Source organism: Microcoleus sp. D3_18a_C4 (assembly GCF_036702415.1).
GTDB lineage: Bacteria > Cyanobacteriota > Cyanobacteriia > Cyanobacteriales > Microcoleaceae > Microcoleus.
Map to the genome: position 1 here is coordinate 145,824 of NZ_JAUBTI010000005.1, position 22,182 is coordinate 168,005.

The 22,182-nt window shown below is 44.2% G+C and carries 25 protein-coding genes and 1 pseudogene; 14 read left to right on the forward strand and 12 right to left on the reverse strand.

Annotation, left to right across the window (positions count from 1 at the left end; all coding sequences use genetic code 11):
• Positions 1–20 precede the first annotated feature (20 nt).
• Positions 21–1,166 carry a mannosyltransferase family protein gene (locus tag QUB16_RS04610; protein ID WP_333314348.1) on the forward strand — a complete coding sequence of 382 codons (1,146 nt, stop codon included), beginning with the start codon at positions 21–23 and terminating at the stop codon, positions 1,164–1,166.
• Positions 1,167–1,203: 37 nt separating this feature from the next.
• Here QUB16_RS04610 and QUB16_RS04615 read toward each other — a convergent pair whose 3' ends face one another.
• Complete coding sequence (locus QUB16_RS04615) at positions 1,204–1,827, reverse strand: TenA family protein (protein WP_333287755.1); 624 nt, start codon at positions 1,825–1,827, stop codon at positions 1,204–1,206.
• A gap of 145 nt (positions 1,828–1,972) precedes the next feature.
• On the opposite strand from QUB16_RS04615, the gene QUB16_RS04620 reads away from it, so the two are divergent.
• The 8 genes and pseudogenes from QUB16_RS04620 to QUB16_RS04655 all read left to right on the forward strand — a co-directional run bounded on the left by QUB16_RS04620 (position 1,973) and on the right by QUB16_RS04655 (position 6,515).
• Positions 1,973–2,101: a hypothetical protein gene (locus QUB16_RS04620; protein ID WP_333314349.1), complete on the forward strand. Its 129-nt coding sequence runs from the start codon at positions 1,973–1,975 to the stop codon at positions 2,099–2,101.
• Between the two features lie 12 nt (positions 2,102–2,113).
• On the forward strand, positions 2,114–3,079 hold the full coding sequence (locus QUB16_RS04625; protein ID WP_333314351.1) for a glycosyltransferase family 2 protein: 966 nt from the start codon (positions 2,114–2,116) through the stop codon (positions 3,077–3,079).
• A 128-nt stretch (positions 3,080–3,207) separates the two neighbouring features.
• Positions 3,208–3,561 carry an ion channel gene (locus tag QUB16_RS04630; protein WP_333314353.1) on the forward strand — a complete coding sequence of 118 codons (354 nt, stop codon included), beginning with the start codon at positions 3,208–3,210 and terminating at the stop codon, positions 3,559–3,561.
• A 479-nt stretch (positions 3,562–4,040) separates the two neighbouring features.
• Positions 4,041–4,313: a hypothetical protein gene (locus QUB16_RS04635; protein ID WP_333314354.1), complete on the forward strand. Its 273-nt coding sequence runs from the start codon at positions 4,041–4,043 to the stop codon at positions 4,311–4,313.
• A 298-nt stretch (positions 4,314–4,611) separates the two neighbouring features.
• Entirely contained in the window at positions 4,612–4,794 is a 183-nt protein-coding gene (locus QUB16_RS04640) for a hypothetical protein (protein ID WP_333314355.1), read from the forward strand.
• A 51-nt stretch (positions 4,795–4,845) separates the two neighbouring features.
• Positions 4,846–5,070, forward strand: coding sequence for a hypothetical protein (locus QUB16_RS04645; RefSeq protein ID WP_333314357.1), 225 nt, complete (start codon positions 4,846–4,848; stop codon positions 5,068–5,070).
• A 17-nt stretch (positions 5,071–5,087) separates the two neighbouring features.
• Positions 5,088–5,639, forward strand: a pseudogene (locus QUB16_RS04650) (AI-2E family transporter).
• 66 nt (positions 5,640–5,705) lie between these two features.
• Positions 5,706–6,515, forward strand: a complete 810-nt coding sequence (locus tag QUB16_RS04655) for a glucose 1-dehydrogenase (RefSeq protein WP_333314358.1) — start codon at positions 5,706–5,708, stop codon at positions 6,513–6,515.
• Between the two features lie 381 nt (positions 6,516–6,896).
• Here QUB16_RS04655 and QUB16_RS04660 read toward each other — a convergent pair whose 3' ends face one another.
• The 3 genes from QUB16_RS04660 to QUB16_RS04670 all read right to left on the reverse strand — a co-directional run bounded on the left by QUB16_RS04660 (position 6,897) and on the right by QUB16_RS04670 (position 8,856).
• Positions 6,897–7,160, reverse strand: a complete 264-nt coding sequence (locus tag QUB16_RS04660) for a hypothetical protein (RefSeq protein WP_333314360.1) — start codon at positions 7,158–7,160, stop codon at positions 6,897–6,899.
• A 92-nt stretch (positions 7,161–7,252) separates the two neighbouring features.
• Positions 7,253–7,489 (reverse strand): hypothetical protein, encoded by a 237-nt coding sequence (locus QUB16_RS04665; protein ID WP_333314361.1) that lies wholly within the window; start codon positions 7,487–7,489, stop codon positions 7,253–7,255.
• A gap of 353 nt (positions 7,490–7,842) precedes the next feature.
• The gene (locus QUB16_RS04670) at positions 7,843–8,856 is read right to left on the reverse strand and encodes a Gfo/Idh/MocA family oxidoreductase (RefSeq protein ID WP_333314363.1); all 1,014 of its coding nucleotides are present in this window, start codon (positions 8,854–8,856) and stop codon (positions 7,843–7,845) included.
• A gap of 525 nt (positions 8,857–9,381) precedes the next feature.
• On the opposite strand from QUB16_RS04670, the gene QUB16_RS04675 reads away from it, so the two are divergent.
• Both QUB16_RS04675 and QUB16_RS04680 read left to right on the forward strand, forming a co-directional pair.
• On the forward strand, positions 9,382–9,681 hold the full coding sequence (locus tag QUB16_RS04675; RefSeq protein WP_333109642.1) for a ferredoxin: 300 nt from the start codon (positions 9,382–9,384) through the stop codon (positions 9,679–9,681).
• Between the two features lie 947 nt (positions 9,682–10,628).
• Positions 10,629–10,928, forward strand: coding sequence for a ferredoxin (locus QUB16_RS04680; protein ID WP_333314365.1), 300 nt, complete (start codon positions 10,629–10,631; stop codon positions 10,926–10,928).
• A 262-nt stretch (positions 10,929–11,190) separates the two neighbouring features.
• On the opposite strand, the gene QUB16_RS04685 is transcribed toward QUB16_RS04680, so the two are convergent.
• Complete coding sequence (locus tag QUB16_RS04685) at positions 11,191–12,846, reverse strand: SpoIID/LytB domain-containing protein (RefSeq protein WP_333314367.1); 1,656 nt, start codon at positions 12,844–12,846, stop codon at positions 11,191–11,193.
• Between the two features lie 254 nt (positions 12,847–13,100).
• A complete protein-coding gene (locus QUB16_RS04690) occupies positions 13,101–14,279 on the reverse strand; it encodes a M20 family metallopeptidase (RefSeq protein ID WP_333314368.1) in 1,179 nt (392 codons plus the stop codon).
• Between the two features lie 431 nt (positions 14,280–14,710).
• Between QUB16_RS04690 and QUB16_RS04695 the strand changes: the two genes are divergently transcribed.
• Positions 14,711–16,177, forward strand: coding sequence for a glycosyltransferase family 87 protein (locus QUB16_RS04695; RefSeq protein WP_333314369.1), 1,467 nt, complete (start codon positions 14,711–14,713; stop codon positions 16,175–16,177).
• An 88-nt stretch (positions 16,178–16,265) separates the two neighbouring features.
• Here QUB16_RS04695 and QUB16_RS04700 read toward each other — a convergent pair whose 3' ends face one another.
• Positions 16,266–16,583: a ribbon-helix-helix domain-containing protein gene (locus QUB16_RS04700; RefSeq protein WP_333314371.1), complete on the reverse strand. Its 318-nt coding sequence runs from the start codon at positions 16,581–16,583 to the stop codon at positions 16,266–16,268.
• Between the two features lie 74 nt (positions 16,584–16,657).
• Here QUB16_RS04700 and QUB16_RS04705 point away from each other — a divergent pair, with 74 nt between their 5' ends.
• Positions 16,658–16,891 (forward strand): hypothetical protein, encoded by a 234-nt coding sequence (locus QUB16_RS04705; RefSeq protein ID WP_190663608.1) that lies wholly within the window; start codon positions 16,658–16,660, stop codon positions 16,889–16,891.
• Positions 16,892–16,938: 47 nt separating this feature from the next.
• Here the strand turns inward: QUB16_RS04705 and QUB16_RS04710 are convergent, their stop codons facing one another.
• The 5 genes from QUB16_RS04710 to aspS all read right to left on the reverse strand — a co-directional run bounded on the left by QUB16_RS04710 (position 16,939) and on the right by aspS (position 21,628).
• Positions 16,939–17,742: a DUF3226 domain-containing protein gene (locus QUB16_RS04710; protein ID WP_333314372.1), complete on the reverse strand. Its 804-nt coding sequence runs from the start codon at positions 17,740–17,742 to the stop codon at positions 16,939–16,941.
• Positions 17,739–18,851, reverse strand: coding sequence for an AAA family ATPase (locus tag QUB16_RS04715; protein WP_333314373.1), 1,113 nt, complete (start codon positions 18,849–18,851; stop codon positions 17,739–17,741). Before QUB16_RS04715 ends, QUB16_RS04710 begins: the two co-directional genes overlap by 4 nt.
• 176 nt (positions 18,852–19,027) lie before the next feature.
• Complete coding sequence (locus QUB16_RS04720; RefSeq protein ID WP_333314374.1) at positions 19,028–19,438, reverse strand: putative toxin-antitoxin system toxin component, PIN family; 411 nt, start codon at positions 19,436–19,438, stop codon at positions 19,028–19,030.
• Positions 19,428–19,718 carry a hypothetical protein gene (locus tag QUB16_RS04725; protein WP_333314376.1) on the reverse strand — a complete coding sequence of 97 codons (291 nt, stop codon included), beginning with the start codon at positions 19,716–19,718 and terminating at the stop codon, positions 19,428–19,430. Before QUB16_RS04725 ends, QUB16_RS04720 begins: the two co-directional genes overlap by 11 nt.
• A 122-nt stretch (positions 19,719–19,840) precedes the next feature.
• Positions 19,841–21,628 (reverse strand): aspartate--tRNA ligase, encoded by a 1,788-nt coding sequence (aspS, locus tag QUB16_RS04730; RefSeq protein WP_333314378.1) that lies wholly within the window; start codon positions 21,626–21,628, stop codon positions 19,841–19,843.
• A gap of 224 nt (positions 21,629–21,852) precedes the next feature.
• On the opposite strand from aspS, the gene QUB16_RS04735 reads away from it, so the two are divergent.
• A complete protein-coding gene (locus QUB16_RS04735; protein WP_333314379.1) occupies positions 21,853–22,059 on the forward strand; it encodes a hypothetical protein in 207 nt (68 codons plus the stop codon).
• The last annotated feature ends 123 nt before the right edge of the window (positions 22,060–22,182 follow it).

Here is a 22,182-nt window from a genome sequence, read left to right on the forward strand (position 1 = left end):
AGTCTTTCGCTGTTTGAGCAATGACAAATACTGATTTAGGGCTAGAAGTAATTCCGCACCGTCCGCGCTCGAAAAGCAGGGACGGGTTAATTTTTGTAATTGCTATGTGGTTTCTGAGCCGATCGATAATTGCGATCGGGATGCAGGTAATTGCCCCTTTAGTCTGCAAGGAGCCACCAGTGTACAATTGGCCGGTTCTGGGTTTAGTCAGTGGCTTCCTTCCCAAAAGCGGCTGGGAACTGTTTTCGCACTGGGACGGTAAATGGTACACCCAAATCGCTCATTTAGGCTACAGCTATGCAAATGACGGGCAGCAGCACTCCGTTGCCTTCTATCCGCTTTTTCCCTTACTAATTCGGGGGCTGATGACCCTCGGAATGCGAGCCGACGCAGCAGGGGTATTAATCAACTCTTTGGCGTTTTTGGCTGCCTTAGTGCTGGTGTACTTTTGGGTAGAGGAGCGATACGATGCTGGTGCAGCGAAGTGGACAACTGCTGTGTTAGCTTGGTGTCCGTTCTCACTATTTTGCACTGTCATGTATACAGAAGGATTGTTTTTGTTCCTGACAGCATCGGCTTTACGAGCTTTTGAGAGGGGCGAGTATATTTGGGCGGCTTTTTGGGGAGCTTTGACGACTGCTACTAGAGGGCCAGGAGTAGCCCTGATACCTACTTTTTTGCTGACAGCTTGGAGGGAAAAAAGACCTCCCCTCGCTTATGCTGCTGGTTTTGCTAGCGCGATCGGGTTCTTTTCATTTATTTTATACTGTGCTATTAATTTGGAAGATCCTTTAGCATTTATTCACATCCAAAAAGCATGGGTTCAGCCTACTTGGTTGGAGATATTTAAGGAGTTTTTCAGTTTCAGTTTGTACGCTGCTACTAAAGTTGGGATGGTTTTTGGCGGTTGCTATTTGTTGTGGTATTTACGAAAAAGGTTGAGCATTACCATCCTTTGCTTCGGTTTTTGCTCTTTGGCCCTGCTGGTTACTTCGGGAGCTTTACAGTCTGTAGAGCGCTACGCTTACGGTATTGTGCCGCTGTCAATAGGTCTTGGCTTGTTATTGGCGGCTAGACCTCGTTGGGGTTACGGGTTGATGGGATTGTTTGGTATATTTCTGCTGCGCTTTTCCGTGAGGTTTGCTAGTTGGCTGTGGGTAGCTTAGGGGCGATCGCTCTTAATATCTTTTGCCCAAACTTAATTTACTCTATTTCCCAAGCTGCCTGAAAAAAGTCTCTTTCGCACAACATGGCGTAGTGATAGGTTGCTTCTACTTCCGGCGTAGCTTCTGCGTAGCGATCGACTAAACTTTCCAGCCGTTTTGCTAAAATCTCAAAATCCGGGCTGCTATAGGTGGAAATCCAGTCGCTAAAGGCGTGTTCCGGTATATTAGGTTTAGCTAGCTGCTGTCCCAAAAAAGCATACAACCGCAAGCAAGGAGTCATCGCGGCTACTGTCAAACCGACACCGCTTCCCCAGGCTGTCGCTAATAAAAAATCTGTGTAGCGGCGGGTAGCAATTCCCGGTTTTGCCTCTTGCAAATTTACACCCCATTTGTCTGCATATCCTTGATGCAACCGAAGTTCTTCTAAAACACCGCTGCCGAGATTGTGGAGAATTTCAAACCCCTCCCAGTCGGGTGCTTTTGCCGCAGCGATACTGTAAGCGCGAGCGAAGGCTCCCAGAAAAAATGCGTCTTGTGCAACGTAATATGCAAAACTATTTTGGGGGAGGCTGCCGTCAGCAATGCCTCTGACAAAGGGATGTTGCAGACAAGCTTCGCTTAAGTCTTGATTTGCTTGCCAAAGATAATTGGAATTTGTCATGCAATTTTGAATCTATGGGTTATGATTGTTATTTTTATAGTCTGAACTAAACATCTATGATAACAGATGTTTTCGCTGTGCGTCAGTCTTATGGTATCTTTTATTTTTCGGATTTAAGAAAATAGATAAGTTTTGGTACGCGGCTATGTTGTGGGCTGCTGTTGTCTGGCTCAAAGAGGGAAATTACCTGTCGAACCTCTCTCGTGAAGCAGCCAGCGTGTTGGGGGAAAAAGAAACTTTTGATTTAACGGTTGAAAAGCAAGCCGATTTTTAAACAGAAACTGCAATGAACGATACACCTAAGTATTCCTTGGTAATTCCTATCTATAACGAAGAAGAAAATCTCGCTGAATTGTATCGGCGAATTAGTGCCGTGATGGATCGAATGGACGGCCCAGTAGAATTAATTTTAATCAATGATGGTAGCCGCGATCGCTCTCTCGAACTTTTGCGAGAATTGCACGAAAAAGACTCGCGAATTTGTTACCTCAGTTTTGCCCGCAATTTCGGTCATCAAATAGCTGTAACTGCAGGTTTAAACTTTTCTAGAGGTCAAGTTGTAGTCATCATGGACGGCGATTTGCAAGACCCGCCAGAGCTAATTATAGATATGGTAGAACAGTGGCGGCAGGGCTATCAAGTTGTTTACGCTCAACGCACTCAACGCCGTCAAGAAGGTTGGTTTAAGCGGTTGCCGGCTTATATGTATTATCGCATCTTGCGCCATCTTGCTGATGTTGATATTCCGATAGATACCGGAGATTTTTGTTTGATGGATAGGTGCGTGGTGGATGTACTCAACGCCATGCCAGAACGCAATCGTTACATTCGGGGACTGCGGGCTTGGATTGGTTTTAAACAAACGGCGGTTAAGTTTGAACGCGATCCGCGCTTTGCAGGCGAGGTTAAGTATACCTTCAGAAAATCTTTAAGTTTGGCGATGAATGGTTTAGTATCTTTTTCAAAAGTCCCTCTGCAACTGTCGATTTATTTGGGTTTGTTTTCGGCTTTCGTGTCTGTTTTGATGGCTTTTTTGGTTTTGTATTGGCGTCTTTTCTCTGCGGGCTCGGCATTAACTGGTTTGACAATTGTGATTATGGCGGTTTTCTTTTTGGGTGCGGTGCAGTTGGTCAGTATTGGGATTTTGGGCCAGTATATAGGGCGGATTTATGAGGAGGTGAAGGGCCGGCCACTTTATACGCTGGCAGAAGTTGCTGGTTTCGATCCATTTGGTCAAAAAAATGGTAAATAAGCAGGACTTTTTTACTATCTTGACGGCTTAAACATAGCGGTTGTATGGTGCGTCTGCTGAATCACCGGAAGCCTGGACTAGCTTCAAAATGCGGGTTCTGAACTGATAGCGATCGTCCCCATAATTGAGTGGCTGGAATTTATGCGTTTGAGCGCGAACTTCCTAATGGTACTGGTGGCATTAATGACTATGGCACTGCGCTGTGGTTGACGGGAATGTTGATGAGCACGATCGGCTCTGATGACTTTCGGAAAACAGCCCAAGGGCGGGTGCTTTGTTTTTTGCTGGCGTTGTGTGCGATCGCGCTATGCGGTTATTTGAGAGCAACGCTGGCTACATTTTTTGTGAGTCAGGATGCCCAGAGCGATCGAGCAGAAATAGCGGGTACAAAATCTATTCAAGCTCTGCAAACAGAAATTACTGCACTGCTAACTGAGATTAAAGCCTGCTTCACGAAAAGGTTTAGAGCTGTGAATTGCTGACCTTTGATTTGAGCATCAGGTCGAGCGCTCTCGATGCGATAGTAGACAAACGATTATGTCTGTCCAATTATAGATAATATTCTAATCTAAACTCTGCCAAGCGAGAGAGGATATTTAAATTCTTTAATTTTACTATAAAACTACCGTACAACCATTCAACGCAAAAAATTTTAGAAGGCGGGAAAAAATCAACAGAATAAATTTATGATTAGAAATCAAAAAACCCAACTTTATCAAGCCTAACTCAAATCTTTAACTGTTCAAGAGTGCGGACATTTTTTATAGGGCGGAATGGCTGATTTTCTAAATACTTTGAGCCCCAGCAGATAATTAAATCAATGTCATCTCCACTCCTGACTTGCATTTAATTTGACTTTTTTATGAGCCTTGCCCTGTAAAGCTTGTAGTATCGTTGCCAAAAATGCCCGCAGTATTGAATGTTAACCTGGTTCTATTTATTACATTGACACGAGAAAATCATGGAAAACACATTGTTCGATCGCACATTCCGCGACAGCGAAGGCCAAATTGTTATAGCTCAGATGCCAAATCTACCACTGAGTGTCGGGATTGTAGCTAGTTTATTAACGCTCATTGTTACAACAGGTAAAATTAATTTAGGGTTGGAGCTAGTAGCCTTTGGCTCTTTGTTTACTTGGGCTTGGGAAGAATTATTTCAAGGAGTTAATTACTTTCGTAGAGCATTAGGTCTGATTGTGCTTGTCGGTCTGATTGTAGGGAAACTTCAATAATTAGGTAAGCATAAATCAAATCAATAAGGTATAGCAAAACCTTTATACCAATTTTTTATGAGGCTCCGTAGAATCCGATCCCCCCTAGCCAAGAGGGCGGGCACTCTTGGCACCGCCCCTACAAAGGGGGGACAAGATTCCGATCTTTCGTCCCCCAACAATCAGGGGGAGTAGGGGGTATGCGAGGGGGAGCGAGATATGTGCAACTTCACATTAAATTGGTATGAATCAGGCCGATGAAGAAGGGTGGAGAGGTTGACAGGCTGTAATTGACAATCCAAAAATTAACACCAATCGGATGTGGGAACACCTGAACAATCCTCCACTCATTCGCTACCTGCTACTATGGACGCTTGGCTGGGCGATCGTGCAGGTGTTGGCCTATTTTGAAACGGTTCTGATTGTTTCTATTTTTGCAGCCATTCTCGCCTTTGTGCTGAACTCTCCAGTCAAATTTGTATCTCGTTTCATCCCTCGTTAAGTAGCGGTTGTGCTGGTGTTTTTACTTGCCTCGTTGATTCTAGGTGGGTTAATGGCAACGTTAGGACTAGCTATCATTTCCCAAGCACAGCAGTTATTGGAACAGGCTCCTCAATTTTTAGTCTCGGCGATCGCACTGTTGGAAACACTCCAATCGTTTCTGCAAAAGCGCAATATTACAGTCGATTTCAGCACCTTTGAGACACAACTGCGCGAACAAGCCCTCGGCATCAGTGGCAGGGGTTGTTCCAGCAAAATGTGTTATTCAACTTGCTAGATGTGATTGTGATTGCGGTGGTTGGCTTCTTTACGCTGCTAGATGGTAGACTACTATGGAATCTGATAATGAGGCTATTTCCACCCGGCTTACGCGATGATTTGACCAGGGCAGTTCAAAAGAATTTTTTGGGTTTCTTTTGGGGTAGGTTGCTATTATCACTCTTCTTCGGCCTTTCTACCTTTCTGGTGTTTATTTGGCTGGATATTCCCTATGCACGGCTCATGGCTGCAGTGGCAGGCGCATTTGACCTGATTCCCGGTATTGGCGCAACGATTGAGATTAGCCTCATCTGCCTGATTATTCTGCCTCAAGGAATTCTGCTCAGCTTGAAAGTTTGAGTGGGTTGCATTGTCTTACAGCAGGTTGAAGAAAACTTACTCATGCCCCGTATTATGCAAGGCTCCATTAATATAAATCCAGTCATTATGTTCTTTGCGCTATTAGTGGGGCTGCGAGTCGCTGGATTGGTCAGAGTTTTTCTGTCGATCCCGATCGCAGGCGTAATAATCAGCCTCCTGGATATTGATAAAATACCTGGGGGAAAGACACAACAACCTTCTGGTTGATGTTGAAGCTAGTTGGCTTGAGGTTTCGATTACAACATTTTTTTTTGAATCTCTGGGAGAGAAATTATGAAAGGTTTAAAGGGAAAAAACGCACTCATTACTGGAGCGAGTTCAGGCATTGGGCAGGCGATCGCCATTCGTCTCGCTCAAGAAGGTTGCAACATTGCCGTTAACTATCGCAAAAGCTTAGAAGAGGCAGAAGATACTGAAGAAATAGCTCTGCAAAAAGCCTGTGGACAAGCATCGGAATGCGGGGTTGAAACGCTATTAGTTCAGGGAGATGTCTCCAAAGAAGACGACATCCTTCGTATGGTGAATACTGTTATTGATAAATTTGGTAGTCTGGATATCCTGATTAATAATGCTGGGATTCAAACAGAAAGCGCATCCCATGAAGTGCCAACCGATGAATTCGATCGCATAATTGCCGTCAATTTGCGAGGTGCATATCTCTGTGCGCGGGAAACCATTAAGCATCTGTTAGAGCAGCAGCGCCCTGGGGTGATTATCAATATTTCCAGTGTGCATGAAATCATCCCCCGCCCGATGTATATCAGCTATTCCATCAGCAAAGGCGGCATGGGAAATCTGACTAAAACCCTAGCGTTGGAATACGCAAACCGAGGCATCCGCGTCAATGCTATTGCGCCCGGTGCAACAATTACACCGATTAATGAAAGCTGGACTGACAATCCAGAACAAAAGGCAGTAGTCGAAAGCCATATCCCAATGGGACGGGCAGGCACATCGGAGGAAATGGCGGCATCTGTTGCCTTTCTCGCATCAGATGAAGCGGCTTACATTACGGGACAAACGCTCTATATTGATGGTGGATTGACCCTCTATGCTGACTTTCGCGAAGCTTGGTCTGCCTAAATTAAGTGGGAGAAACTATGGGGAGGAAATAGGCGATCGCGGTCATTTTTCCTAAAAAAGGATTTGTTTGGGCGATCGCTTTCTTTACTCGCCGGACACTAGACTAAACCGCACTAATGTCTCATCCAGATACAGCGCTTCCCGCTGTTATGAGGTACAATAGCAACAGCTTGCTTTCCCAATTTATTAAAGGTTGAGGATTTATTAAATTGAGGGCAACTGCTATTATTGTATCAATCATAGATGCGTTATTTGGAGCGAATCTCGGCCAAAAAATTTGAGTTTTGACCACCAGAGTTCAATAGGGTTAAAATAGGCGCGAGTAAGGAGATAAATAAATAACACTCGCGCCTACAGCTTCAATCAATGGTACAATTGATGCTAGTTTATCAGCGGTAAATTATGCTTCACTACTACTGCTCCTGCCCATAATTCAGGACACAAAGATTTATCAATGAATACGGCTAATGCTGCTCCATCCATTAAATCATTTATTGTAATTACTGCCCGCATTTTGTTGATACTAATTGCACCTATAGCTGTAATCTTTGCGACTCGATAAAATGGTTTAAATAAGGATACTATTGTCCCCGGTTGCGAACGGGCATGAGTTCTGGTCAAGCGAGCGTAGAATCCCAGTTTCATCCAAAAATACCAGGTTGTCTGGCTCAATATGTTTGAGCGTTTCCCAATATTCTACTCTTAATTTTTGGACTATTTCTGTTGCGCCTTGGCTACTATACAATGTTTTTTTTACGATTTAATCCTAACTTTTGCAAATACCGACACATGGCCGTTCTGCTCACCCAATTTCCAGTCTGATGAGCAAATACTTCACACAACTCTACCCCAGTGCCATCTGGATGGTTGGCCACCAGTGCTTTGACGAATAGTTCGGCATTTGTCAGATGACTCAATTGCGGTTTGCCTCTCTGTTTCGGCTGTAAATTAGCCTCGGTTTTTTGAAGATTCACCAGTTTTGGACTAAACTTTTACTGACCCCAAATCTAGTAGCTACTTTCCTCGGTTGACATCTTTTCTGCCCCATGAGCCTTGACTATTTTTTGCCGGAGAGCGAGAGAATACGCTTGCATTAGGTTTGACTACAACAATGATATTTTAGTGTACCTCATAACAGCGGAAACCGCTGTATCTCAAATCTTGCACCCTTCTCAATAACACGCTTTCGGCCCTGTTCCACAAAGAAGGAATTTTATTGTGTAACAAGCTCTATGGCCCGTTACTAAATAGGTAATTGAGAAGGGTGCAAAATCTTAATTATATTGGATTATTCCGCCAATTAAATAACCTTGTTCTCGCTAGCTTTTTACGAATTTACAAGAACCACATTTTGCCGACTCTCGCTCGATCGCCTCGCAGCATCGGCCACCTTCAAAGCGTACAAGCTACTAGCCTTATCCACGTACAAAGGTGTACCCTTTGACAAAGATTCCAACACCATATCGGTGTCTTTGGCAAACAAACCGCGCCGCGTTCCTACTTTGAGGTTCCGGCGATTTTCTCCCTGAATTAATTGACCGGATTCGGGAGTGAAAACCAGCGTTCCTGCTTCTCCGTAGATGGTGAAAATGTTTTCCGACTGCCAAAAAGTCTCTCCTTTTCCATAAACAGCTTCAGCGACAAGGCCATTGGCAAAGCGCAACTGTGCATTGCACAAACAAGCTTTGTAGAAATCCGGCTGACTGTCCCAAAATTGAGCTTGACAGTTAACGCTTGCCACTTCCCCGAACAAATCGGTAAATCGGTGCAGTCGCGAAATTGCACCAACTAACGGAAAGCCAAAGAGGGAATGTTGATAAGTCCACCGCTGTGGCGCTGGATGTTGAGGAGTAATAGTAATGTAGCGGGCGTAAAAAACTTTACCGACTAATGGCAAAGATTCTTTGATGGCTTGGTGCAAACCGCCTAACAGTTCGATGTGTTCGATGTGGAGGAGTTTTTGCTTTTGGGTGGCAAGTTCGATCGCCCTTTCGGCTTCAGATACGTCTAAAGATAGAGGATATTCCACCACAACGTGCTTGTCATTTTCGAGCGCGGCCAGGACGATCGCCCCGTGATCCTGGTTCACCGTACACACAATTACCAAATCCAAATCGTCTCTTTCTACTAGCTTGCGCCAGGAAACCGCAGCTTCTGCCCCGAACCTTTGACAAAATGCTGCGGTTTTATCCGGGGAGTGGCCCGCAACTGCTACCAAGTTCGATCGCCCATCAGCTTGAATTGTCTCCGCCCTCAACTTAGCGGCAAAACCAGTACCCACAATCCCCACGCGAATTGGAGAATTAACCGAAAAACCAAAGCGAGTATCAATATTAGTCATGGGATTTGAGATTTAAGATTTTAGATAGTTACAGACTTGCGGTGCAGGGCTTTAGGGTTCTATCGCCCCGATTTTAAGCTGTGGTTGTGGTGCGATTTATTCGATCGAGCCTTCAACACCCAAGTCTTGATGCGATTCTAACTATACATTTCAACGCCGGCAGGGACTTGCCTTGCAGCCAGTCTTGCTGAAACTCGATCGACACACGGCATACCAACAACCCGGTTTTTGTGCTGTAGGGCTCAAAATAGGATTTTTCCTAGAAACCCGGTGGTTTAGCGCAAGTCTTGCGGCAACAGTATCACAAGGCTGAACCCAACATAGGTATAAGTAATAAAGATGAAATTAGAAAAAGTTATAACTAATCCCATTCAAATTTTTTGTAAATAAGTGTTGCAACCTTGCTTCTTTCCCCTACTATCATAGAGGGAACAAACCTAAGAGCTAACCTCAAAGCTAATAGAGCCTTGAAGGTTGCATTAGGAAAAATTATCAATCTTGTTGAATTTTTGAGAGGATTAGTGCATGGCGACTTACAAAGTTACCCTCATCAGCGAAGCCGAAGGAATTAACCAGACCATTGACGTTGATGACGATACTTACATTCTTGATGCTGCTGAAGAAGCAGGACTCGACCTTCCCTACTCTTGCCGCGCTGGAGCTTGCTCCACCTGCGCCGGCAAAATCACAGCAGGCAAAGTTGACCAATCCGACCAATCTTTCTTAGATGACGACCAACTAGAGGCCGGATTTGTCCTCACCTGCGTCGCCTATCCCCAGTCTGACTGTACGATCGAAACTCACAAAGAAGAAGAGCTGTACTAAAAAAGGACGCTCCGCGCGATACCTTAAGAAACCCGGTTGCTCGTTTCCAGAATTAAGCTGAAATACGGCAATTATGTTAAGAAACCGGGTTTCTGTATCTAAGACTGAAACAATCCCCTAGGAGCAATTACTAGGATGATATTTTCCTAGACTTTTACTTAATACTCATGACAATTGGTGTAGACTGAAGTAGCCTGCATAACACCATCAGTAATGATGACTTGGACTTTCTCTCACTTCTCTCAAGCTTTGGCGTGAGAGCATCTCTGTAATCCTTGCGGTTCGAGGTTGGTCAAAACCAGTGAAGAATACACCTCCTTGATTTGTGCAAAATACGGTGAGAGCCATAAAAGTTAGGTGGCTCTAAAATTTTTAAAGGCCCCAACTGTGGTTAGAAAACACCTCGTTTGAGTAGCGCTTTAGGGATTTTCCTTAAAGCTTTGTGGGATACCACCATACTCTCAGACCTGTCTGACGAGTGTGCTATATTTGGATTCTCTCAGGTTGTCGGAGATTGTCTGGATTAAAAGTATCAGTCTGTCACTCCCAGCTAGAAATTCGTAACTCTTTGAGCAGATAGCTGACCAAATAATTTTAGATTTTAGATGGCAGATTTTAGATTAACTGTGAAACCAATCTAGAATCCCAAGTCTAAAATCTAAAAGTTTTACGACTGATATTTAGTCTCGCGTTGCGCGGACTTTGTTTGTGTAGTGCCGATGATTTAAATCGCCGACTTTAGTAGGTATAAGTAATAAAGATGAAATTAAAAAAAGTGATAACTAATCCGATTCAAATTTTTTGTAAATGAGTGTTGCAACCGGGCTTCTATCCCCTACTATCATAGAGGGAACGAACCTAATGCCTAACCTCAAAGCTCATAGAGCCTTGAAGGTTGCATTAGGAAAAATTATCAATCTTGTTGAATTTTTGAGAGGATTTAGTGCATGGCAACTTACAAAGTTACCCTCATCAGCGAAGCCGAAGGACTTAACACGACCATTGACGTTGAGGACGATACTTACATTCTCGATGCTGCGGAAGAAGCAGGACTAGACCTCCCCTACTCTTGTCGCGCTGGAGCTTGCTCCACCTGCGCCGGCAAACTGATATCAGGCACAATTGACCAATCCGACCAATCTTTCTTGGACGACGACCAAATCGAGGCCGGAATGATCCTCACCTGCGTCGCCTATCCCCAGTCTGACTGTACGATAGAAACTCACAAAGAAGAAGAGCTGTACTAAAAAGGGGGCCGTCAGTCATCTGCTCTAACTCCAAGCTATTGATTAATAGCAGTTTGAGGCGATAGCTGACCGAATAATTTTAGATTTTAGATAGCAGATTTTAGTTAACTCGTAAAATCCTGTCTAGAATCTAAAATCTAAAATCTCAAAATTTTAGGACTTGCGCTAAAGATTCGGAAAAATCCGGGATTGAGATTGCATTGCTCCTGCTTGCATTCGATAGTTTTTACGCAAGTCCTCACTGAATTTTGGGAGTTTAATTTTATGGTTGCCAAAATGTAATGTTATCGCTGAGCGGCACAACTTGAGCGCCGGGAAAATAAAAGCCCAGAATTTGAGATCCATTCCAGCCCAAATTAGCCAAATTGTAAGAACCAGTCTGACTCATTCCCACCCCGTGCCCGAAACCGCCTCCGACAAAAGCATAACCGTTGAGAGTTTTGTCTGGATTGTAAATTGGTTCTAGGTAAAAAAGCGTGCTAATCGGCGGGTAAAAAGCATTGCGAATCTCGTCTTTGTTGATATCGATAGGGCCCAAGTCAGTTTGAACCTTCATTTTCAAAACTCGACCTGCGGGCGACCTTTCCACAACTTCCACCTGAGTGACAGTTTTCAAATTAGCCAGCGGGTGCTGTTTCTTCTGAAGATACTGTTTGAGAAATCCACCAATCGCTGTCAAAGAAGCAGGTTCGCGCCACCGAAAAGTGTCTTGTTTTTCCTCATTAAACCCTTTTTGCAAACTGATAAAGCGGCGGAAATTGTTTTCGTCAGACAAACTCTGCTTGGACAAATCCCAAATATTATTAGGCGAATCGACGATCGATCGCAAATATGGACGTTCCGCGCCCTCCCACACATCGTTAAAAGAGGCTGTCACGCCGCCGCTAGACGCGGAATAGAGCGCGTCTACTAGCTGATTTTCGTAAGTTAGCACCAAACCGCTCGTTTGGGCGATCGCCTTATCACTTTGCGGGTAAACCTCCGTCAAACCCTTATAAACTTGACAGTTAACATCAGCGCACAACTCATAATTATCCACAGCAAACCGGCGCAAATTTCTCAGGGCGTAGGTTCTCGCTAAAATAGTTTGAGCGACAATCGAAGCGTAAGGCGAAAAAGCCCCAATTTCGTGAGGAACAACACCCCGCAAATAAGTTTCGGTCAGCACTTTATTTACCAAAGTATAAGTGCCGTAAGCATTTTTTTGCAGGTGCAAACTGCCGCCATAACGGTGAGTTTGTTGAATTGCTTTTTCTGGTTCAATAGCTGTCGCCTCTTGGGTGGTTTGTTCCAATACCTCAATCACATTTTTCCCGGCCGTCACATCCAACTCATTGCGGTTGAAACGAAAGCCGTTTAAAACCCAAAATGCCTGGGGTATTTGTTTTAAAACTTTGGAATCCAAAAAAGCTGTTGTGTTCCCTTGAGCTTGCAAACTTTGCAACAGCCAGCGCCGCACCAAAGGAGAGTTGTAAACATCTCTTTTTGCCCAAACTTGCCAGCGAAAAGGTTGAGCAATTTCTACCTCAATTCCCTGGGCGCGCCACTGATTGGCGCTATCTTCTGCACTCTCGAAACTGCGGTGGGAGCTCAGAACAACTCGTTCTTCTACTAAGGGCGATTCCAGAGGTTTCGGGGCTATTTCTAACTTGACGCTAGCAGCAGTTTTGGTTTCTATGCCTTGAGGAGTTTTGTAACGCAAAGTTAAGCTGTCGCCCGGTAATGCTTTCAGCGTCAGTTTGTCGGTTGCTTTGGTACCAAACCGCTGCACTACGCCGATTTTGATGGGTCTATTTTGGGGAGTTTGGGCGTATCCCGCAGCGCCCAAAAGAGGCAACAGGCACAATGCGCTGAAAACAGTGCTAGATATGCAGCTAAACCATTTGTAATGGGGAGTTGGAGGTGCTTGAGCGGACACAGTTATCTATCTCCCGATAGTTGAAATTTGGGGATTTTTGATTGTACGTTAGCACATTTGGCGGCTGCTAGAGCGGGATTCCGAAAGAGAGGCTGGTTTAATTGGCAGAATTCTCCTAAGTAGGTAGGTAGGCGCAAATAAACTTTACACCGAGCAAATTTTATCCCGGACGCACCCTAGACCTAAATCTAAAATCTAAAATCGTTATGCCATTAGGCATCCTACAAGCTTGTGTATTTTCGCTCCTGACATAGTTACTGGTGTTTCCAATATTGGTAGGCGGCATAGGCTAAGGTGACAGCGCCCGTAACTATAGCTGCTTCATCGACCTCAAATTGCGGGTGATGGAGGGGATAGTTCGGTTTGTCAGTCAGTCCCACTCCTAAGCGAAACATGGTTCCCGGTGCGTGTTCTAAGTACATCGAAAAATCTTCCGCGCCGAGGGATGGTTCTGGTAAAATCTGGACGCGCGATCGACCTAAAGCTTCTAAAGCCGCAGTTTCGACTAATTGCGTGAGTTTTGGGTCGTTTTGGACTCCCGGCACGCCGCGCTTGTAGGTGAGTTCGTACTTAGCGCCGTAAGTCCCGCAAACGCTGGAAACAATTTGTTCGATCCAAGCCGGCAGGTTTTCGTGGGTTTCGGGATGCAGCGATCGCACGGTTCCCAATAATTTTACTCGATCGGCAATCACGTTCGGCGCTCGTCCGCCGTTAATTTGCCCGATCGTCAAAACCAGTGGCCTCAAAGGATTTTGCGTGCGGCTAATTGCCTGCTGCAAAGTGGTAATTATCTGAGAAGCAATCCAAATTGCGTCGATCGCCTCGTGGGGGCGCGCACCGTGGCCGGATTCGCCCATCACAATCAATTCTAGGTCATCTGCCGCAGCCGTCAGTGCCCCGTGGCGGATACCGACGCAACCGCCGGGAATCGTCGGGAAAACGTGCACTCCGAGGATGCCGTCAACATCTTGCATCGCCCCGTCTTTAATCATCCATTGAGCACCTTGGGCAATCTCTTCTGCCGGCTGAAACAAGAAGCGGACGTGACCGGGCAATTTTTCCCCTAGCTGAGACAATATCATTGCTGCGCCCAAACCGACGGTGGTGTGGATGTCGTGGCCGCAGGCGTGCATCACTCCCTCGTTGCGAGAGGCAAATTCTAAGTTTGTGCGTTCTTGAATCGGCAAAGCGTCCATATCGGTGCGAATTGCCAGCCACCGGGACTCGCTGCTGTTGCCTTTGAGTTCGCCGAGCACTCCTGTTTTGCCGATTCCTTCGATGGCGTGAACTCCACTGGATGCGAGAACTCCGGCTACGTAGGCGGCGGTTTGATATTCTTGGCCGCTGAGTTCGGGGTGGGAGTGGATGTGGCGGCGTATTTCGATTAAGCGGGGTGCTAGGGTGGCGGCTAATTCTTGGATGCGGGGAAGCATGAATTTAGTTGGGGAGTGCGGTACAAGTTGTAGTCAACTAGGTTAACGCATATGTTTGGGGGTGAACAGGGTTATAAGGGGCTAAAGTGCGATCGGGCTTTTGGATGGCAATGCTATTTCGTTTGTGAATAAGATTTTTTTTCTAACCGCAGAGGGCGCAGAGGACGCAGAGAAAAGAGATAAAAGAGAGTGAGGCAAAAACCCGGAACAAAAGTCTATATTCTAGGTTCCAAGGCTGATTTTTAGTTGATAATATCATGTCCGGTCGAGCAACCGCGATTTTTGTAGGGGCGGGTTCACCAACAATACCTGTTAATAATTTACTATCTCAAAAACCCGCCCCGACCGGGATATTATGGTTGATCTATCGGACACGATCAAATTTCTGGTTGTGATATCATCAAAGAGTAATTTTAATAAAATTATTACCTATGATTAGCTTTGGAGTCTGGAATATAATTATTATAATTGCAGTTGCTTTGTTTCTCAAATTTAATTGGCGATTAGATACCGAAAAAACAGCATGGCAAGATTCTTTGTTTTTAAAACATCCTTCGATCCAAAGGTTGACTCAGTGTTGTCGTCAACCTATCGTTAACTTTATTTTGCAAGCAGTTATTGTATTAGTTCTCACCCGATTTCTCTGTTATAGCGGTTGGTTGGTTTACAATCTGACTACTCGGCCCGATCCGCCTTACTGGGATTTTAAGTGGTTTTATGTAGCGAGTAGATTAGCCCATCAGCATTTGAGTCCCTTTAATGTCGAGGTGTTTAACATCGGTTTCTGTAGCATCACTAAAGTGTGTGGGTTTATTCCATCTTTTGTTTATCCACCTAATATCATTCCTCCGCTGTGGTTTTTGGGCTATTTCCCCATGAAGACTGCATTCACCATCTGGACTTGGCTGCATCTTATTGCCACAGGTTTTGTTTTATGGGGAGCGAATATCTTGTTGGTGTCGCACTCACGAGCTTTTAGGACTATTTGTAGTATATCAGTTGCATTCCTCTACGGTTTTGTCTTCGATCTTCAAGTTGGCAATGTGGCAACTTTTATTGCGGTTCTGCTGTTATGGATGTTGATTTATGCTAGAAACGATCGGGATGTAATTGCAGGAATTTTCTTAGGAATTGCCCTTTTTAAACCAACTTTAGTTATATTGTTTCTTCCTTATTTTTTAATCAAAAGACGGTTTAAGCTAGTTTTTATATCTATAGTGACGGTAACTTTTTTGGCAGTTATAGGTCTAGCTGTAACGGGCAATTCTTTAACAGGATTTATACAGGATGCGACTCGTGGATTTCCACTCTGGCTCAACGATCCATCGAATAATGCTTATATTTCTATGAGTCGCCTTGATTTAAGGGTTATGGGGCCGAGATTTTTCCCCGATAGTCCCTTCGTGGCGAAGCTATTTTCTGACTTGATTATTTTGGTGCTAGTTGGTTTAGTGAGTTGGTATTTTTACAAAAAACAATCTCGCAATGCTTGGTCAAAAAAAGTTGACTTATCTGAAATGGTGCTAATTTCTACTTTGAGTATTGCTATCAACTATTCTCAGCCCACCAGTTCTGTGATGTTAGCACCGGCGGTGGTTTTTTTGCTGAATGATTTATGCTTTCAGATTAAAAATTGTGCCTTCTCTAGGCAAAGAATGTCGGTTTGGTTATTGGGCGTTGGCTGTGTCATGGTGCAAACCGCTGTGATTCATGGCGGGCTGTTGGTGTTTCTAGGAAAGCGGTGGAACTGGAAGGGGGGGGAATTGCCTTATTTGTTTAAAGTAACTATTTTTTCACTACCGAGTTATGCGATTTTAGGCCTTACGTTAAGTGTTTTAGTCTTAGCAATTACCTCTATTGGTCAAAAACAGGTTGCTGAATTTGACCAACCGAGCTGAAGCAGGAAATAGACATTTCTCTCTTCTCTTCCTCTGTGCTCTCTGCGTCCTCTGCGGTTAAATCCTTCCGAAACAACCTTAAATGATATTACTCGTCGCTGTCGATTTTCTGTTGCTGCGATCGATCGTCGCTTTGAATTCTCCCCTCAGATTTAGCCTCATCGACTGCTTCTTGAATTAATGTCAATACCATATTCGAGACCGGCCGATGATGCGATTTGGCTAACCGCTCTAGGTCTGCTTTAAGTTCTTCTGGAAGATATACAACTATTCTGGGGAGTTTTGCGGGCAAGGCTGTTATGTGTGCTTTTACTGCCCTATTGTACCTTTTTTTGACCTCTACAGTATCAATTTCACCCTCAAGGGTTGACTCGGAGTGCATACCGTGATACTTTAGAGTTAACACAAAACCAAACCCCCACCGCTCAGACTCACGATCGTTCGGTGGGGGCTTGAACTCCCATATTTAGGAGAAACTGTATGATATCACAGCCAAAATCAGTTCCTGAACTGCTCCGGGAAGAAATTCCTGATGTACCTCAAGGTAAGCAACCGATTCGTTTGCTGTTGTGTGGCGTTCCCAAAGCGGTAGACAGCATCGTTAATCTGTTGCACGTTTTAGGTTTTGCAGAAGTTGGGGAATGGAGCCCGCCTCTACCATCGCCGATAGCGGGTGAGGTAATTCGGATTTTAACCCGTTACTGGAAAGAGTAATTGTTGAGGGCGATCGCACTTTTTTTGTTGTGAAGTGCGATCGTCCATTAACTCACTTCCAAAAGTTGGCTCAAAAACTCAATAAAATTTGCCAAAGCAGGAACCTGCTGCTGTGTCTGTTCGCTGACCCAATTATTATCAGCAATACTTGTTGTATTAGTCTTTCCAGGTTTGAGAACACTTACAACAGTAGCAACTAAAGCTTTTTCTCGATCGAAATTTTTCCAGTTTAAAGATTTCCTCTCTTTTTGAGAAAATTCATCTTGATCGGAAAACTCATCTAGATAAGAATCTAGATAAGAATTAGCTCTCTTCATGTACGCGGGATAAGCTATCTCTCCGCAACTGCACAGCAAAGTATCAAGCACACCTTGTGAAGCATTATCTGGCAACACATAAATTCCTGTTCTGGGGATATTGATGTCGTCTACAACACCTGCTTGGTTGGGAAAATTAGGAAAGTATTTTCGGAAGCAATTACTATATTTTACAACAACTTGAGCGGGAGTTGATTTATCGCAATCGGCAACTATCCCGAATGCTGCCAAATTTGTTTGATACTCAGAATTTGCGAATAAAATGTCATCCAAATTGGTCACAAGATTGCTTCCTTCACCTGCATAAATTGCGACTGAGATAGTATCATTAAACAGAATAGAAGGCATATCAAGACGTTTGTACAAATTTCCTTTTTTAGGATAAACAGGAATAAATTTGCGCCAGAAGGGGTCTAAATCGGACTTTAATCCTTTCAACTCTTCTCGAAAATCTTTAAAACCCAAAAGCTTGAGAACCTTGCCTGTAAATGCCTGGTCGTGAGGTCCTTCTACTCCAATAATGGCGTATTTCACACGCGCACCTCCTGACCCAAATCCTCCCGCAATCTTTGCAATCTTTCCCGTTCAAGTCTGATTGCTTTAGTTTGTGACTCCTTTTTTTCCAAACGATAAAGAACTAAATCTGTCTCGGAATCGCTAGCCTCCAACATCGCATCAATTGCTTCTAAACTGTGGGTAGTTGCAAATAATTGCACGTCCAATCGCTGACACCAATCCACAATCCAAGCAAAGGAACTGCCAAGTGCGACCGTATGAATTGCTGTTTCTATCTCGTCAATTAATAAAACGCCACCCTCCACTTTTACCAGTGTTAAAGCAATGAACAGCAAACGCCGCACTCCATCACCAAAAGCACTAAGCGGCGAAATACCTACACGTTTGTGATCGATGTAGAGGCTGGGACGTTTGCCAGTTTGCGACAAAATTACTAAATCAGTAATTTCTGAATCCATCTGTTGCAGTAATTTTATTACTTCGGGCTTAATACCCAACAAAATAACTTCTGACAGTAAGCTAATTTGTAACTGTTCTATTCGGTGAGAAAACGGTGTTACTGTATCAATTGGTAGTACCGCCGTCGAGCGGTTTTTTCTGTTAACAAAACGCTGATTTTCCCAAATCTCAAATTTTACTGATAATTCTTCTGGGTCAGAAATTGTTGCTACTTTGAGTTCTAACTCAGCACCTCGCAGAATATTGTCAAATTCTATTTCGTCAATTTCTAGTTGAGATTCTGAGCTATTTTCTGCCTCGCCTAACTGCGAAACTCCTTCAAACTCTCGGTAAATTGCTCTCAATTCTGTTACAGGAAAATCGCCATTACTTGAAACATAAGTTTCTCCTTCGTAGACATGGACATGAGAGACTTCACTGTTTTGAGGAAACAGCCATCTAAGAGCATCTAGCTGGGGTTTACGGGAAGATTTAATCTCTCTTCGCCACGATGTGTTCAGCCATTCCAGCGGATCTAAGGGGCGACAATAGGTTGATATCGCCTCTAAAACGCTGGTTTTACCTGAGTTATTCCCACCAACCAATATGTTGATTTGGCCCAAGTCCTGCAAGTTCAAATCTCGCAGGCCTCGGAACCTATGAATGGTTAAATTGTCAAGGTGTTTCATAATTATAACTTGGGCGTATAAGTCGATCGCACTTGCAACTTCTTCAACTGCTTCTCATCCACATCAGCCGGCGCATTCGTCAGCAAACAACCCGCCTGCTGCGTCTTCGGAAACGCAAGGACATCTATGATAATTATAGTGTTTTTAGTCTAAAGACGTGCCATGTAATTATGGCATTAACTAAATCTCTCAATAAACATATCGGGAGTAACAATTTCGACTCCTTGAAAAGGAGTTAATACCAATAAATCCAAATCACCCGTAACAATTACATTGGCATTACCACTAACAGCCAACTCTAAAAATCTATTATCTTTTTCATCTCGACAAACAGTGATTTTTTCTGTAAGAGAAACTAATTGGGATGAACTGATAAATTTTAGTAAAAATAACTGCCGATCTTCCAAAGAAAGATACTTGTTAAACTTTTTACGATTCAAAACTTGCTCTAATTCATTTAAAGTCGTTTCAGAATATAAAATTATTCCTTGTGTTTCTGCCAACTCAATCGCCCGAAATGGGACTGAGGTTTTAAACAGTAAAGCACTGATTAAAACATTCGTATCAATGACAAATCTATTCGTCATTATTATCTGCTAAAATGTCTTGTAAAATTTCAGGCGTTAAGCCTCGCTGCATAGCCCGATCGGAAATTTCTGCCATCACCTCCGTTAATGTTTTATTGTGTAAATTTTGTCTAAAAAACAATTGAATAATCGAACTTAACTCTTGCTGAGTCTTAGGACTAGCTTCTTCAAAAGCTGTCTTAATATTTTCATCAACTTGAATCATAATTATTGCCATAGCCGTTAAAAAAAGTGTTAATACGAAAACTTTTTTTTGTTCTAACTCTATTTTATCACACATCTTGCACCATTCTCAAGAACAGGCTTTTCGGCCTGTTCCACAACAGATGAATTTTATTGTGCGGTGGGCACGCGAACCCGCCCTGAAAGGATTATTGAGAATGGTCAAGGTATTTTACATACTTATGACTTGGGTGTATAAGTCGATCGCACTTGCAACTCCTTCAACTGCTTCTCATCCACCCCAGCCGGCGCATTCGTCAGCAAACAACCAGCCTGCTGCGTCTTCGGAAACGCAATCACATCGCGAATCGATTCCTCACCAGCCAACAGCATCACCAACCGATCCAAACCGTAAGCAATGCCTCCGTGGGGCGGAGTTCCATACTCAAACGCATCCAACAAAAAGCCAAACTTATTGTAAGCTTCCTCAGTCGATAAGCCGATCGCCTCAAACACCTTTTCCTGAACTTCCCGCTGATAAATCCGCAGAGAACCGCCGCCGATTTCTGTACCGTTTAACACCAAATCGTAAGCTTGAGCTCTCGCAGTTTTCAAATCATTAATATCATCAGGATGCGGCGCAGTAAACGGGTGGTGCAATGCTTCCAAACGCTTCTCATCAGCGTTCCATTCAAACATCGGGAAATCTGTCACCCACAGCAGATTCATCTTGTCTTTGTCAATCAATCCCAATTCGTTACCGACAAACAAACGCAATCTATCCAAAGTCTTATTGACAGTTGTCACATCAGCCGCTGCGAATAACAACAAATGACCTGGTTGCGCGCCCGTGCGATCGAGCAATTCCTGTTTTTGCGCTTCCGTCAAATTATCCTTAATTGCGCCGATCGTATCAATTTCGCCATTATCCCGCACGCGGATGTAAGCCAATCCCTTCGCACCGGCTTCGGTGGCTTCCTTAAACAAATCGCCGCCCGGTTTAATCCGCACGTTAGAAATCGCATCATTCCCGCCCGGAATCGGCAAAACTTTCACAATTCCGCCCGCAGCAACCGCCCCGGAAAATACTTTAAATCCCGAATCTTTCATCAAATCGGAAACATCGACTAATTCCATACCGAAGCGAGTATCCGGTTTGTCGCTACCATAGCGATCCATTGCTTCAGCGTAAGTCAAGCGCGGAAAAGGACGAGGCAATTCTACGCCTTTGACACTTTGGAAAATCTGGGATACTAAACCTTCGTTTAATTCGATAACTTCTTCTAAAGACATGAAACTCATTTCCATGTCTAATTGTGTGAATTCCGGCTGTCTGTCGGCGCGCAAATCTTCATCGCGGAAACAGCGCGCAATTTGATAATATCTGTCCAAACCCGAAACCATTAACAATTGTTTGAACAACTGCGGCGACTGCGGCAAAGCGTACCACTCGCCCAAATTGACGCGGCTGGGAACTAAATAATCTCTCGCACCTTCAGGAGTCGATCGCGTTAAAATCGGTGTTTCAACTTCAATAAAACCTCCCACATCTTCCAGGTGGCGGCGCATAGCTTTGACTACTTGGTGGCGAAGCTGCAAATTGCGACTCATGCGATCGCGCCGCAAGTCCAAATACCGATATTTCAGCCGCAAATCTTCCCGCACACTTTCATTTTCCGCCGTCGCCACCTGAAACGGTAACTGTTTGCGAACCGCATTCAACAACTCAATTTCGTCAGCATAAATTTCCACCTCACCCGTAGGCAATTTCGGGTTTAGGGAATCTTGGGGGCGGTTGGTGACTCGCCCAGTAATTTTAACCACGTATTCGCTGCGTAAAGCCTCAGCCCCGTGATAGGAATCGGGGGTGCGTTCAGGATCGCTGACAATTTGCACAATACCCGATCGATCGCGCACATCCAGAAAAATCACCCCGCCATGATCGCGGCGGCGATCCACCCAGCCGTAAAGGGTGACAGTCTCTCCGATGTGTTCGCTTCGCAGTTCGCCGCAGTAGTAACTTCTCATAATTGGGGGTTAGGGACTAAAAATAAAGCTTTTTGATTATAGCGCTTAGTGTCAAAACCTTTTGTGAACAGGCAAGATGCCTGTTCCACAAGAAAATTCAATCTTTGTGGCACAGGCATCTTGCCTGTGCTTTAAATGTCAACAGCCAAGATGTCTGTGCCACAATAAAATTCAATCTTTGTGGAACAGGCATCTTGCCTGTGCTTTAAATATGAACAGGCAAGATGCCTGTTCCACAAGAAAATTCAATCTTTGTGGCACAGGCATCTTGCCTGTGCTTTAAATATCAACAGCCAAGATGTCTGTTCCACAAGAAAATTCAATCTTTGTGGAACAGGCATCTTGCCTGTGCTTTAAATATCAACAGCCAAGATGTCTGTTCCACAAGAAAATTCAATCTTTGTGGAACAGGCATCTTGCCTGTGCTTTAAATATCAACAGCCAAGATGTCTGTTCCACAAGAAAATTCAATCTTTGTGGAACAGGCATCTTGCCTGTGCTTTAAATATCAACAGCCAAGATGCCTGTTCCACAAGAAAATTCAATCTTTGTGG

Excerpts from the sequence above, each read along its gene's own strand:
- aspS (WP_333314378.1), bottom strand. The coding sequence starts at position 21,628 with ATGAGAAGTTACTACTGCGGCGAACTGCGAAGCGAACACATCGGAGAG.
- QUB16_RS04715 (WP_333314373.1), bottom strand. The coding sequence starts at position 18,851 with ATGAAACACCTTGACAATTTAACCATTCATAGGTTCCGAGGCCTGCGA.
- QUB16_RS04620 (WP_333314349.1), top strand. The coding sequence starts at position 1,973 with ATGTTGTGGGCTGCTGTTGTCTGGCTCAAAGAGGGAAATTACCTGTCG.
- QUB16_RS04720 (WP_333314374.1), bottom strand. The coding sequence starts at position 19,438 with ATGACGAATAGATTTGTCATTGATACGAATGTTTTAATCAGTGCTTTA.
- QUB16_RS04690 (WP_333314368.1), bottom strand. The coding sequence starts at position 14,279 with ATGCTTCCCCGCATCCAAGAATTAGCCGCCACCCTAGCACCCCGCTTA.
- QUB16_RS04680 (WP_333314365.1), top strand. The coding sequence starts at position 10,629 with ATGGCAACTTACAAAGTTACCCTCATCAGCGAAGCCGAAGGACTTAAC.
- QUB16_RS04675 (WP_333109642.1), top strand. The coding sequence starts at position 9,382 with ATGGCGACTTACAAAGTTACCCTCATCAGCGAAGCCGAAGGAATTAAC.
- QUB16_RS04645 (WP_333314357.1), top strand. The coding sequence starts at position 4,846 with ATGGCAACGTTAGGACTAGCTATCATTTCCCAAGCACAGCAGTTATTG.
- QUB16_RS04655 (WP_333314358.1), top strand. The coding sequence starts at position 5,706 with ATGAAAGGTTTAAAGGGAAAAAACGCACTCATTACTGGAGCGAGTTCA.
- QUB16_RS04670 (WP_333314363.1), bottom strand. The coding sequence starts at position 8,856 with ATGACTAATATTGATACTCGCTTTGGTTTTTCGGTTAATTCTCCAATT.
- QUB16_RS04735 (WP_333314379.1), top strand. The coding sequence starts at position 21,853 with ATGCCTGTTCCACAAGAAAATTCAATCTTTGTGGCACAGGCATCTTGC.
- QUB16_RS04625 (WP_333314351.1), top strand. The coding sequence starts at position 2,114 with ATGAACGATACACCTAAGTATTCCTTGGTAATTCCTATCTATAACGAA.
- QUB16_RS04640 (WP_333314355.1), top strand. The coding sequence starts at position 4,612 with ATGTGGGAACACCTGAACAATCCTCCACTCATTCGCTACCTGCTACTA.
- QUB16_RS04610 (WP_333314348.1), top strand. The coding sequence starts at position 21 with ATGACAAATACTGATTTAGGGCTAGAAGTAATTCCGCACCGTCCGCGC.
- QUB16_RS04615 (WP_333287755.1), bottom strand. The coding sequence starts at position 1,827 with ATGACAAATTCCAATTATCTTTGGCAAGCAAATCAAGACTTAAGCGAA.
- QUB16_RS04660 (WP_333314360.1), bottom strand. The coding sequence starts at position 7,160 with ATGAAACTGGGATTCTACGCTCGCTTGACCAGAACTCATGCCCGTTCG.
- QUB16_RS04725 (WP_333314376.1), bottom strand. The coding sequence starts at position 19,718 with ATGTGTGATAAAATAGAGTTAGAACAAAAAAAAGTTTTCGTATTAACA.
- QUB16_RS04705 (WP_190663608.1), top strand. The coding sequence starts at position 16,658 with ATGATATCACAGCCAAAATCAGTTCCTGAACTGCTCCGGGAAGAAATT.
- QUB16_RS04635 (WP_333314354.1), top strand. The coding sequence starts at position 4,041 with ATGGAAAACACATTGTTCGATCGCACATTCCGCGACAGCGAAGGCCAA.
- QUB16_RS04695 (WP_333314369.1), top strand. The coding sequence starts at position 14,711 with ATGATTAGCTTTGGAGTCTGGAATATAATTATTATAATTGCAGTTGCT.